At 69.9% G+C, this 13,065-nt stretch carries 9 protein-coding genes; 8 read left to right on the top strand and 1 reads right to left on the bottom strand.

All coding sequences use genetic code 11. The features are described 5' to 3' along the window. Positions 1–42: 42 nt before the first annotated feature. The 7 genes from tig (at position 43) to ACIA5F_RS04290 (ending at position 10,164) form a co-directional block, all read left to right on the top strand. Positions 43–1,431: a trigger factor gene (tig, locus tag ACIA5F_RS04320; RefSeq protein WP_399348972.1), complete on the top strand. Its 1,389-nt coding sequence runs from the start codon at positions 43–45 to the stop codon at positions 1,429–1,431. 297 nt (positions 1,432–1,728) lie between these two features. Next, a complete protein-coding gene (locus ACIA5F_RS04315) occupies positions 1,729–2,346 on the top strand; it encodes an ATP-dependent Clp protease proteolytic subunit (protein ID WP_355406789.1) in 618 nt (205 codons plus the stop codon). 67 nt (positions 2,347–2,413) lie between these two features. After that, entirely contained in the window at positions 2,414–3,079 is a 666-nt protein-coding gene (locus ACIA5F_RS04310; RefSeq protein ID WP_399348970.1) for an ATP-dependent Clp protease proteolytic subunit, read from the top strand. Positions 3,080–3,232: 153 nt separating this feature from the next. Continuing rightward, a complete protein-coding gene (clpX, locus tag ACIA5F_RS04305; RefSeq protein ID WP_399348968.1) occupies positions 3,233–4,519 on the top strand; it encodes an ATP-dependent Clp protease ATP-binding subunit ClpX in 1,287 nt (428 codons plus the stop codon). 172 nt (positions 4,520–4,691) lie between these two features. Next, a complete protein-coding gene (locus ACIA5F_RS04300) occupies positions 4,692–7,313 on the top strand; it encodes a valine--tRNA ligase (RefSeq protein WP_399348966.1) in 2,622 nt (873 codons plus the stop codon). Positions 7,314–7,759: 446 nt separating this feature from the next. Further along, the gene (locus ACIA5F_RS04295; protein ID WP_399349568.1) at positions 7,760–8,800 is read left to right on the top strand and encodes an IS30 family transposase; all 1,041 of its coding nucleotides are present in this window, start codon (positions 7,760–7,762) and stop codon (positions 8,798–8,800) included. 215 nt (positions 8,801–9,015) lie between these two features. After that, positions 9,016–10,164, top strand: coding sequence for a sensor histidine kinase (locus ACIA5F_RS04290; protein ID WP_399348964.1), 1,149 nt, complete (start codon positions 9,016–9,018; stop codon positions 10,162–10,164). A 219-nt stretch (positions 10,165–10,383) separates the two neighbouring features. Here ACIA5F_RS04290 and ACIA5F_RS04285 read toward each other — a convergent pair whose 3' ends face one another. Next, the gene (locus ACIA5F_RS04285) at positions 10,384–11,415 is read right to left on the bottom strand and encodes a rod shape-determining protein (RefSeq protein WP_399348962.1); all 1,032 of its coding nucleotides are present in this window, start codon (positions 11,413–11,415) and stop codon (positions 10,384–10,386) included. 118 nt (positions 11,416–11,533) lie between these two features. On the opposite strand from ACIA5F_RS04285, the gene ACIA5F_RS04280 reads away from it, so the two are divergent. After that, complete coding sequence (locus ACIA5F_RS04280) at positions 11,534–13,063, top strand: glutamate ligase domain-containing protein (protein WP_399348960.1); 1,530 nt, start codon at positions 11,534–11,536, stop codon at positions 13,061–13,063. The last annotated feature ends 2 nt before the right edge of the window (positions 13,064–13,065 follow it).

The following is a 13,065-nucleotide window of genomic DNA, read 5'->3' as shown; positions in this document are numbered from 1 at the left end:
GACGGCAGAGACCCCAGCAGTCAGCCACAAGGAGACCGAACCGTGAAGAGCGCCGTGGAGACCCTGAACCCGACTCGGGTTCGGCTCACTGTTGAGGTGCCCTTCGAGGAGCTCAAGGACAGCCTCGTCGCGGCCTACAAGAAGATCAACCAGCAGGTCACGGTGAAGGGCTTCCGCAAGGGCAAGATCCCTGCCCGCGTCATCGACCAGCGCTTCGGCCGCGGTGCGGTGCTGGAGGAGGCCGTCAACGACGCCCTCCCGAAGTTCTACACCGAGGCCGTCAACGAGGCGGACCTGAACCCGCTGGGCCAGCCCGAGGTCGACATCACGGAGCTGAAGGACGGCGAGCTGCTGGCCTTCACCGCCGAGGTGGACGTCCGCCCCGAGATCGAGATCCCGGACTACTCCGGCATCGAGGTCGAGGTCGACGCCATCGAGGTCTCCGACGAGGACATCGAGAAGTCCGTCGAGCAGCTGCGCGACCGCTTCGCGTCCACCAAGGACGTCGAGCGCGCCGCCCAGGACGGCGACGTCGTCACGATCGACCTGGAGGCCAAGGTCGACGGTGAGGTGCTGGAGGACGGCGTCGCTTCCGACGTGTCCTACACCATCGGCTCGGGCGAGCTCCTCGAAGGCATCGACGAGGCCGTCAAGGGCCTGGAGGCCGGTGGCGAGGCCACCTTCACCTCCCAGCTGAAGGGCGGCTCCGCCGAGGGCAAGGACGCCGAGGTCACCGTCAAGGTCACCAAGGTCTCCGCCCGTGAGCTGCCGGAGCTGGACGACGAGTTCGCGCAGATGGCGAGCGAGTTCGACACCCTGGAGGAGCTGAAGGCGGACAGCCTCAAGCGCCTGGAGAACATCAAGCAGTACGACCAGGCCACGCAGGCCCAGGAGCGCGTCCTGGAGAAGCTGCTGGAGCTCGTCGAGGTCCCGATCCCCGAGAAGCTGCTCGCGGACGAGGTCCAGACCCGCAAGCACAACCTGGAGCACCACCAGCTCGGCCAGATGGGTCTGACCATCGAGAAGTACCTGGAGTTCCAGGGCAAGACGGTCGAGGAGTTCGAGGCCGAGACCGCCGAGCAGGCGATCAAGGGCATCAAGACCCAGTTCGTCCTCGACGCGCTGGTCAACAAGGAGAAGCTGGGCGTCAACCAGGAGGAGCTCACCGAGCACCTCATGCGCCGCGCGCAGTCCTCCGGCATGTCCCCCGACCAGTTCGCCCAGGCCGTCGTCGAGGGTGGCCAGGTGCCGATGCTCGTCGGCGAGGTCGCCCGCGGCAAGGCCCTCGCGGTCGTCGTCGAGGCCGCCAAGGTCGTCGACACCAAGGGTGAGGTCGTGGACCTCTCCGACGAGGACGAGGAGCAGGCCGCCGAGACGGTCGAGGCCGCCGTCGAGGGTGACACCGAGGCCAAGGCCGACGAGGCCAAGTAAGGCCGGGCACGGCCCCGGGTGAGACCCCGGGGCGACGCCCACCGCACAGCCGCCGAAGGGCCCGGACGCAGCCGCGTCCGGGCCCTTCCGCGCGGGGGCCGCCGGCCCCCCGGAGCTTGCGCTCCGAGCGAACAGTTCGGGAAGCGGGATGGCGTTGTCCTACCTGCGCGTTAGGGTCCATGAATACGAGGGCACGGGAGTACCCGACGCCGGCGGGCATCGCCCGCACGGCCGGTCCGCGCCCCAGAACGAGACGCTGAGACGGCATGTGGCCGTCGGAGACGAGCAGGTGGATACGTGACGAATCTGATGCCTTACGCCGCGGGTGAGCCGTCCATCGGTGGCGGCCTCGGCGACCATGTCTACAACCGGCTGCTCGGCGAGCGGATCATCTTCCTCGGGCAGCAGGTCGACGACGACATCGCGAACAAGATCACGGCGCAGCTCCTCCTCCTGGCCGCCGAGCCGGAGAAGGACATCTACCTGTACATCAACAGCCCCGGTGGCTCCGTGACGGCCGGCATGGCGGTCTACGACACCATGCAGTACATCAAGAACGACGTCGTCACCATCGGCATGGGCATGGCGGCCTCGATGGGCCAGTTCCTGCTCACCGGCGGTACGGCGGGCAAGCGCTTCGCGCTGCCGAACACCGACATCCTGATGCACCAGGGCTCCGCCGGTATCGGTGGCACCGCCTCGGACATCAAGATCCAGGCCCAGTACCTGCTGCGCACCAAGCAGCGCATGGCTGAGATCACCGCGCACCACTCGGGCCAGACGGTCGAGGCGATCATCCGCGACGGCGACCGCGACCGCTGGTTCACGGCGGAGGAGGCCAAGGCGTACGGCCTGATCGACGAGATCATCTCCGCCGCGTCCCTGGTCCCGGGCGGCGGCGGCACCGGGGCCTGATCCCGGCGCGACCTCCCGTACGCCCGCCCGTAGCCGGGCAAGCCTCAGCCCGCAGAACGCCACCAGGATGGTGAACACCCAGATGCAGAACAACTTCTCCGCGAGCGGCCTCTACACCGGCCCGCAGGTGGACAACCGCTATGTCGTCCCGCGCTTCGTCGAGCGCACCTCGCAGGGCGTGCGCGAGTACGACCCGTACGCGAAGCTCTTCGAGGAGCGCATCATCTTCCTCGGCGTGCAGATCGACGACGCCTCCGCCAACGACGTCATGGCGCAGCTGCTGTGCCTGGAGTCGATGGACCCGGACCGGGACATCTCGATCTACATCAACAGCCCCGGCGGCTCCTTCACCGCGCTGACGGCCATCTACGACACGATGCAGTTCGTGAAGCCGGACGTCTCGACGGTCTGCATGGGCCAGGCGGCCTCCGCCGCGGCGGTCCTGCTCGCCGCCGGTACGCCCGGCAAGCGCATGGCCCTGCCGAACGCCCGTGTGCTGATCCACCAGCCCTCCGGCGGTACCGGCCGTGAGCAGCTCTCCGACCTGGAGATCGCGGCCAACGAGATCCTGCGCATGCGCGACCAGCTGGAGAGCATGCTGGCCAAGCACTCCACGACGCCGATCGAGAAGATCCGCGACGACATCGAGCGCGACAAGATCCTCACTGCCGAGGACGCGCTCGCGTACGGCCTGATCGACCAGGTCGTCTCGACCCGCAAGAGCTCGGCCTGATCCTTGCCGCCAGTTGGCGTGGGCACGCTGCCGGATTCGGCGATGTGAACCATGCCAAGGGGGCCCCGCACGGGGCCCCCGGCAAGGTACCGTCGGATATGAGGCACCAGGAGCGCTGAACCAGGCGTCTCCCAGGCGAAGGGGAAGCACCTCGTGGCACGCATCGGTGACGGCGGCGACCTGCTCAAGTGCTCGTTCTGCGGAAAGAGCCAGAAGCAGGTGAAGAAGCTCATCGCAGGACCCGGTGTGTACATCTGCGACGAGTGCATCGACCTCTGCAACGAGATCATCGAAGAGGAGCTCGCGGAGACCTCCGAGGTCCGGTGGGAGGAACTCCCCAAGCCCCGTGAGATCTACGAGTTCCTGGAGAGCTACGTCGTCGGCCAGGAGCCGGCGAAGAAGGCGCTCTCGGTAGCGGTCTACAACCACTACAAGCGGGTCCAGGCCGGCGAGAACGGCGGCGGGACGGGCCGGGACGACGCGATCGAGCTCGCCAAGTCCAACATCCTGCTGCTGGGCCCCACCGGCTCGGGCAAGACCCTCCTCGCGCAGACGCTCGCGCGCATGCTGAACGTGCCGTTCGCCATCGCGGACGCGACGGCGCTGACGGAGGCCGGCTACGTCGGCGAGGACGTCGAGAACATCCTGCTGAAGCTGATCCAGGCGGCGGACTACGACGTCAAGAAGGCCGAGACCGGGATCATCTACATCGACGAGATCGACAAGGTCGCGCGCAAGAGCGAGAACCCGTCGATCACCCGTGATGTCAGCGGCGAGGGCGTCCAGCAGGCCCTGCTGAAGATCCTGGAGGGCACGACCGCTTCCGTACCGCCGCAGGGCGGGCGCAAGCACCCGCACCAGGAGTTCATCCAGATCGACACGACGAACGTCCTCTTCATCGTGGGCGGCGCCTTCTCCGGCCTGGAGAAGATCATCGAGTCGCGGGCGGGGGCCAAGGGCATCGGTTTCGCGGCCACGATCCGCTCGAAGCGCGAGATCGAGGCGAGCAACCAGTTCCAGGAGGTCATGCCGGAGGACCTGGTGAAGTTCGGGATGATCCCCGAGTTCATCGGCCGCCTCCCCGTCCTGACCTCGGTGCACAACCTGGACCGCGAGGCCCTGCTCCAGATCCTCATCGAGCCGCGCAACGCCCTGGTGAAGCAGTACCAGCGACTGTTCGAACTCGACGGCGTGGAGCTGGACTTCGAGCGCGAGGCCCTCGAAGCCATCGCGGACCAGGCGATCCTGCGCCAGACCGGCGCGCGCGGCCTGCGCGCCATCATGGAAGAGGTCCTGATGTCGGTGATGTACGAGGTCCCGTCCCGCAAGGACGTGGCCCGTGTCGTCATCACCTCGGACGTGGTCCGCTCCAACGTCAACCCGACGCTGGTGCCCCGGATCGTCCCGAAGGACCAGGGCCCGCACGAGAAGTCCGCGTAGCGGACCCGCGCCCCCCTCGCGCATGTGCCGCCACGGCCACGGCGATCACGGGGTCCCCCCGGTGATCGTTCCCGCGGTTCGCGCATCCTGGCGGAAGCCGGTGGCCACGGGACACCCGGCCGTCCGGCAACCGGTTTCATGACTGGACCGCCACGGCTCTAAACTGTGCCCCGTGACCGAGAACACGCAGACACCCAGCAGCCCCGACTCCGAACTGCCGACCCAGTACGCGCCGGCCGAGGTAGAAGGAAAGCTCTACGAGCGCTGGGTGGAGCGTGGGTACTTCACGGCCGACCCCGCGAGCGAGAAGCCCCCGTACACCATCGTCATCCCGCCGCCGAACGTCACCGGCTCCCTCCACCTGGGCCACGCCTTCCAGCACACGCTCATGGACGCCCTGACCCGCCGCAAGCGGATGCAGGGGCACGAGGTGCTGTGGCTGCCGGGCATGGACCACGCGGGCATCGCCACCCAGAACAAGGTGGAGCAGCAGCTCGCCGAGGAGGGCCGGTCCCGCCACGACCTGGGCCGCGAGGAGTTCGTCGAGCGGGTCTGGCAGTGGAAGGAAGAGTACGGCGGCAAGATCCTCGGCCAGATGCGGCGCCTGGGCGACGGCGTCGACTGGAGCCGTGAGCGCTTCACCATGGACGAGGGCCTCTCCCAGGCCGTCCAGACGATCTTCAAGAAGCTCTACGACGACGGGCTGATCTACCGCGCCGAACGCATCATCAACTGGTGCCCGCGCTGCCTGACCGCCATCTCCGACATCGAGGTGGAGTACCAGGAGGACGCCGGGGAGCTGGTGTCGATCCGCTACGGCGAGGGCGAGTACTCGCTGGTCGTCGCCACCACCCGCGCCGAGACGATGCTCGGTGACACGGCCGTCGCCGTCCACCCGGACGACGAGCGCTACGCCCACCTCGTCGGCAAGCGGATCAAGCTGCCGCTCACCGACCGGACCATCCCGGTCGTCGCCGACACGCACGTGGACCCGGAGTTCGGCACCGGCGCGGTGAAGGTGACCCCCGCGCACGACCCGAACGACTTCGCCATCGGCCAGCGCCACGAGCTGCCGTCCATGACGATCATGGACGAGCGCGGTGTCATCACCGTCCACGGGCCGTTCGAGGGCCTGGACCGCTACGACGCCCGCGCCGCGGTCGTGGGCGCCCTGCGCGAGCAGGGCCGGATCGTGGCCGAGAAGCGCCCGTACCAGCACTCCGTCGGGCACTGCTCGCGCTGCCGCACCACCGTCGAGCCGCGGCTGTCCCTCCAGTGGTGGGTCAACGTCAAGCCGCTCGCCGAGGCGGCCGGTGACGCCGTCCGTGACGGCCGGGTCGCGATCCATCCCGAGGACATGTCGAAGCGCTACTTCGACTGGGTCGACAACATGCACGACTGGTGCATCTCGCGCCAGCTGTGGTGGGGCCACCGCATCCCCGTCTGGTACGGCCCGAACGGCGAGACCGTCTGCGTCGGTCCCGACGAGCAGCCGCCCACGGGTGAGGGCTGGGTCCAGGACACCGATGTCCTCGACACCTGGTTCTCCTCCGGCCTGTGGCCGTTCTCCACGCTCGGCTGGCCGCAGAAGACCCCGGAGCTGCGGAAGTTCTACTCCACGGACGTGCTGGTCACCGGGCACGACATCATCTTCTTCTGGGTCGCCCGGATGATGATGTTCGGCCTGTACGCCATGGACGGCGAGGTCCCCTTCAAGACGATCGCGCTGACCGGCCTGGTCCGTGACGAGCGCGGCAAGAAGATGTCGAAGTCCTTCGGCAACGTGGTGGACCCGCTGGACTGGATGGACAAGTACGGCTCCGACGCCGTCCGTTTCACCCTGGCCAAGGGCGCCAACCCCGGCACCGACGTCCCGATCGGCGAGGACTGGGTCCAGGCGTCCCGGAACTTCGCCAACAAGATCTGGAACGCCACGCGCTTCGCGCTGATGAACGGCGCGACCACCGAGGGCGAGCTGCCGGCGCCCGAGCTGATGTCGGCGACCGACCGCTGGATCCTGTCGCGGCTGAACGAGACCATCGCGCAGGTGGACGCGTACTACGAGGACTTCCAGTTCTCGAAGCTCAGCGAGGCCCTCTACCACTTCGCGTGGGACGAGGTCTTCGACTGGTACGTCGAGCTGTCGAAGACGACCTTCTTCGCGGGCGGCGAGGGCGCCAAGGTCTCCGGCCGGGTCCTCGGCGAGGTCCTGGACACCACCTTGCGCCTGCTGCACCCGGTGGTCCCCTTCGTCACCGAGACGCTGTGGACCACGCTGACCGGCGGTGAGTCCCTCGTGGTCGCCGACTGGCCCAAGGACAGCGGGTTCCGCGACCAGGCCGCCGAGGCCGAGATCGAGAACCTCCAGCAGGTCGTCACCGAGGTCCGCCGCTTCCGCGCCGACCAGGGGCTCCAGCCGGGCCAGAAGGTCCCGGCCCGCCTGGACCTGGCGGGTACCGCGCTGGCCGCGCACGAGGCCGCGATCCGGCAGCTGCTGCGGCTCCAGCCGGAGGGCGACTCCTTCAGCGCCACCGCGACCCTCCCGGTCGCGGGCGCCACGGTCGCGCTCGACCTGTCGGGCACCATCGACGTGGCGGCCGAGCGCAAGCGCCTCTCCAAGGACCTCGGCGCCGCCGAGAAGGAGAAGCAGCAGGCGGAGGCGAAGCTCGGGAACGAGGCGTTCCTCGCCAAGGCCCCCGACAACGTCGTGGACAAGATCAAGGGCCGTCTCGCCAAGGCCGAGGCGGACATCGCCCGCATCCGGACCCAGCTGGACTCCCTGCCCGCCGCGTAGCGGCCAGGCGTACGGGAGGCCCCCGCACCGGCAGCGGCCGGCTTGGGTTCTAACGGTCCTCGCAACACCCGCGATCTGTGGGAGTTGCGAGGACCGTGGCCGTTGAGCTGGTTGATCTTGCGGGGTTGAAGGAGCGTTTTCTCGCGCGGCTGGATGTCGTGGGGAACGTGACGGTGGTGGCGGGTGAGCTGGGCATGAACCGGAACACGGCCTTCGGCTGGGCCAGGAAAGCCGGTCGTGGATCTGTGCGCCTGTCACGACGGCATCCTGGGCGTGAGGAGTACGAGCGTCTGCGTGCCGCCGGTGTCGCACGGCGTGCGGCGGCCCGGCAGGTCGGCGTGAACGAGCGCACGGCCAAGGACTGGGACTGGGGCGTCAAGAAGAGCAGCACCTCCCGGACCTACGCCGACGGCCGCCGTGTCGACTACACCACGGGGACCGTCACGATGGGCGGTGTGACTACAGCACCGGTGGGCCTGGCGGCCCTGGAGAAGCACCTGCACCCGAGGTTCCTGACGCTCGCCGAGCGGGAGCAGATCCGTGATCTTCATGCCGCCGGGCAGTCGCTGCGGGCGATCGGCCAGGCTCTGTGCCGGCCGGCCAGCACAGTCATGCGGGAGATCCGGGCGAACTCGGGCACCCAGGGCTACCAGCCCTATGCCGCGCACCGGGCAGCCGCCTCACGCAGGCCACGCCCCAAGGACCGCAAACTGCTGCACGAGAGCCCGCTGCGCGGCTTCGTCCGCGACGGACTGCGCATGCGGTGGTCACCGGAGCAGATCTGCCACGCTTTGGTCCAGGAGCATCCCGACGACCAGAGCATGCGGGTGAGCGTGGAAACGATCTACCAGGCACTGTATTTCCAGGCCCGTGGCGGCCTGAAGCGGGAAGTGCAGGCCGCGATACGCAGCGGACGCACCCGCCGCAAACCCCACCGCGACCCTGCCGCACGCACGCCGCGGTTCACCGACCCGATGGTGATGATCAGCGACCGCCCCGCCAGCATCGAGGACCGGGCGGTGCCCGGGCACTGGGAAGGCGACCTGATCATCGGCGCGAACAGCCGCTCCGCGATCGCCACCCTGGTCGAGCGGACCACCCGCTACACGATGCTGGTCCACCTGCCCGGCGGAGCCCACGACGCCGAAACCGTCCGCGACGGCCTTGTCCGCACCATCCAGACCCTGCCCGCACACCTGCGCGGCTCCCTCACCTGGGACCAGGGCAGCGAGATGGCACGCCACAAGCAGTTCACCCTGGCCACCGGCATGCCCGTCTACTTCTGCGACCCCGCCTCACCCTGGCAGCGCGGCTCCAACGAAAACACCAACGGACTCCTGCGCCAGTACTTCCCCAAAGGCACCGACCTGAACGCCCACAGCCCCGAAGACCTCGAACACGTCGCCCAGGAACTCAACGGCCGCCCACGCAAGACGCTCGGCTGGGCAAACCCAGCCGAGCGTCTACGTGATCTACTCACCACCTAAAACCAGGCGGTGTTGCAACGACCACTGGAACCCAAGGAGCGGCTGCGGGGGCCTTTCGCGTGCCCGGCGGGCAGGTGGGCGGGGGTGTCGGTGTGCCGGGCGCCGGTACGCAGGGGGGCCGGTTCCTGGCCCGCAGTAACCGGAGTGCCTCATCTCACTTCCTCCGCCGGGCCAGGCGATCCGATCCGTCGCGGCGACCACGGATGATGGAAGACATGCCCGTCAAGCCCTCCGTCACCGCGCTCCACCGGGCCGCGGCAGCCGGACGCCGGCACGTCGAGAGCTGGACCGGGTCACCACGCGCGCTGGACGTGCTCACCGCCCTGAGCTGCCTCGGCCTGATGGCGCTGGACCTGCCGGGGCTGGCCGCCGCCGACAACTCGCTGAGCGGCCCGCTCGCCGCCGCCGTGCTCACCGCGGGCTGCGCGAGCCTGCTGGTGCGCCGCCGGATGCCCTGGCTCCCGTACCTCACCGCGCTGCTCCTCATCGGCTGGCTGCACGAGCTGACACTGATCCAGTTCGCGCTCTACTCGATCGGCCGCTACCGGGGCCGCCGGGCCGCGATCCTCGCCACCACCGGGTTCGTCGCGCTCGCGCTGGTGCTGTTCGCCGTACCGGGCTGGCCCGAGCCGCGGGCCGCCACTCTCAGCTCCCTCCTCAGCCTGGTGGTGCCCATCGGGGTCCTCGCCTCGGCCGTCGGCATCGCCGCCTACCGGCAGGACCTGGTGTGCGAGCTCACCGCCCGGCGCGCCGAGTCCGCCGTGTCCCGGGCCGTGCAGCAGGAACGCACCTCCGTCGCCCGCGACGTGCACGACTTCGTCGGGCGCGAACTGACCCTGCTGACCGTACGGTCCGAGGTGCTGTCGGTACGGTCGCGCGAGACGGCGTACGCGAAGGACTTCGAGGAGCTCGCCGACACCGCGCGCCGGGCCCACCTGGTGCTCAACGACATCATCGTGCAGCGCGGGGAGCGGGCCGCCACCCCGGGCGTGGAAGGGCTGCCCGCGCTCGCGCAGGAGAGCGGGCGGGCGGGGTCGCCGGTACGGCTGGACATGGACCCGCAGGTGTACGCGCTGTCGCCGATGCGGCAGGCGGCGGTCTACCGAGTGGTGCAGGAGTGCCTGACCAACGCCGCCAAGCACGCCCGCGGCGAGACCGTCGAGGTGTCGATCACGACGGACGGCCCCCGGCTGCGGATCGCCATCAGCAACGCCCTGCCCGCCCGCACCCCGGGCCGGGCCCCCGTCTCGGCGGGCTCGGGCACGGCGAGCATGGCCGAACGGGTCCACAGCCTGGGCGGCACCCTGACGGCGACCCGCACGGAGCACACGTACACCGTTGTCGCCACCCTGCCTTCTTTTTGAGGGCTCGGTTCGCCTCCGGGGCGCTTGCAGCCTGACTCGCGAGGTACGTGCTCAGAACGCTCGTACCTCGCGTTCCTCCGCGCGCTCGACCTCGCCCCCAGACTCCGTCCGGGGGGACCCCCGCCAGGCGCGCCCCTTCGGCTCACTCGCCCGAAGGCGGGACCAGGAGCGGGTGGTGAGAGTTCTTCGGCTCACTTGCCCCGGAGGCGAGCCGAGCCCTCAGAAAAGACTGTCCATGTTCTCGACGCACTTGCCCGTGCCCAGGACCACGCAGTCCAGGGGGTCGTCCGCGACGAAGACCGGGATGCCCGTCGCGGAGGCGATCCGCAGGTCCAGGCCGGGGAGGAGGGCGCCGCCGCCGGTCAGGACGATGCCGTGTTCCATCACGTCGCCGGAGAGTTCCGGGGGGCACTCCTCCAGGGTGGCGCGGACCGCGGCGATGATCGCCTGGACCGGCTCGTCGAGCGCGGCCCGCACGTCCGCGGAGGTCAGCTGGAGGGTCTGGGGCATGCCCCCGACCCGCTCGCGCCCGCGCACGGTGAAGGAACGATTCTCCAGCTCGGGCCGGTCCGGTACCGGCCAGGCCGAGCCGATGGCCACCTTGACGTCCTCGGCGGTGCGCTCGCCGATGAGCAGCCCGTGCTCCTTGCGGACGTGGTCCGTGATCGCCGTGTCCATCCGGTCCCCGCCGACCCGCAGCGAGCGGGAGGTGACGATGCCTCCGAGCGAGATGACGGCCACCTCGCAGGTGCCGCCGCCGATGTCCACCACCATCGACCCGCGCGGTTCGTCCACCGGGAGCCCGGCGCCGATCGCCGCCGCCATCGGTTCCTCGATCAGGTGGACGGCCCTGGCCCCGGCCCGGGTGGAGGCCTGGACGATGGCCCGCCGCTCGACCGGGGTCACCCCGGAGGGCACACAGATGACCATCCGGGTGCGGGAACGGGCGCGCCGGCCGGGGACCGCCTTGCGCACGAAGTGCCGGATCATCTCCTCGGCGGCCTCGTAGTCGCAGATCACGCCGTCCTTCAGGGGGCGGATCGCGGTGATGGAGCCGGGGGTGCGCCCGATGGTCTCCTTGGCCTCGGCGCCGACGGCCACGGCGGTGACGGTCCCCGCCCTGACCGCGACCACGGACGGCTCATTGAGGACGATCCCGTGGCCCCGTGCGTAGACGAGGGTGTTCGCGGTTCCCAGATCCATCCCTATGTCGCGGCTGGATGCTGTCGGTTTCGTGCTGGCCTGCGGCATTCGGTCCCCTTGTCTCCTGTCCGCAAGGTTTGCATGACGATCAGATCGCCCCGGCCGCCGAAGGTCCCGAAACGGCCGGGCCGAAAGTCCTCCCGGTCCTCGTCCGTAGACTGGCCCTGTGAGTGAGCAGCAGCCCGAGAGCCACGACCGCGACGACACCGGCGAACGTCCCGACGAGTTCGACCGGATCGTGGCCGAAGAGTCCGACCGCGACCCCGACCTGGCGGTGATCGAGGCCGGCAGCCGTACCCTGCGCGCCCAGGCCGGACCGCCCCAGAACGACCCGGTACCCGCCCTGCCCGCCGACCCGGAGGCGGCGCGGGCCCTGCTGGAGGTGGAGCGGGAACTGGCCACCCGGTGGGGCGAGACCAAGCTGGAGCCGTCCGTGTCGCGGATCGCCGCGCTGATGGACGTCCTGGGCGAGCCGCAGCGCGCGTACCCCTCCATCCACGTCACCGGCACCAACGGCAAGACCAGCACCGCCCGCATGATCGAGGCCCTGCTGAACGCCTTCGAGCTGCGCACCGGCCGGTACACCAGCCCGCACGTGCAGTCGGTCACCGAGCGGATCTGCCTCGACGGGAAGCCGGTCACCGCCGAGCGGTTCGTGGAGACGTACCACGACATCAAGCCGTACGTGGAGATGGTCGACGCCGCCCAGGAGTACCGGCTGTCGTTCTTCGAGGTCCTCACCGGCATGGCGTACGCGGCCTTCGCGGACGCCCCGGTCGACGCGGCCGTGATCGAGGTCGGCATGGGCGGCAGCTGGGACGCGACCAACGTCATCGACGGCGTGGTCGCGGTGGTCACCCCGATCAGCCTGGACCACACCGACCGGCTCGGCTCCACGCCCGGCGAGATCGCCGAGGAGAAGGGCGGCGTCATCAAGCAGGGCGCCACCGTGATCCTGGCGCAGCAGCCGGTGGACGCGGCGCAGGTGCTGCTGCGCAAGGCCGTCGAGGTCGACGCGACGGTCGCCCGCGAGGGCATGGAGTTCGGCGTCGTCTCGCGCGAGGTCGCGGTCGGCGGGCAGATGCTGACGCTGCGCGGCGTGGGCGGCGAGTACGACGCGATCTTCCTGCCGCTGCACGGCGCGCACATGGCGCACAACGCGGCGGTGGCGCTGGCCGCGGTCGAGGCGTTCTTCGGCATCGGCGCGGAGCACGCGCGGGTGCTGGACACGGACACCGTGCGCAAGGCGTTCGCCTCGGTGACCTCGCCGGGCCGGATGGAGGTCGTGCGGCGCAGCCCGACGGTGGTCCTGGACGCGGCGCACAACCCGGCGGGCGCGGCGGCCACGGCGGAGGCGGTCACCGAGGCGTTCGGTTTCAGCCGTCTGATCGGGGTCGTGGGCGCGAGCGAGGGCAAGGACGTCCGTGGCGTGCTGGAGGCGTTCGAGCCGATCCTCGCGGAGGTGGTGGTGACGGAGAACTCCAGCCACCGGGCGATCGGCGCGGACGAGCTGGCGGCCGTCGCGGTCGAGGTCTTCGGCGCGGACCGGGTCCAGGTGGAGCCGCGGCTGGACGACGCCCTGGAGGCGGCGATCACCCTGGCGGAGGAAGAGGCCGAGTACGGCGGGGCCGGGGTCCTGGTGACCGGGTCCGTGATCACGGTGGGCGAAGCCCGCCTGCTGCTGAAGAGGGGCTGAGG

It is taken from the genome of Streptomyces sp. NPDC051567 (genome assembly GCF_044454165.1).
Classification (GTDB): domain Bacteria; phylum Actinomycetota; class Actinomycetes; order Streptomycetales; family Streptomycetaceae; genus Streptomyces.
Note: the sequence above shows the minus strand (reverse complement) of the source record. Positions and strands in the feature narration are given on the sequence as shown.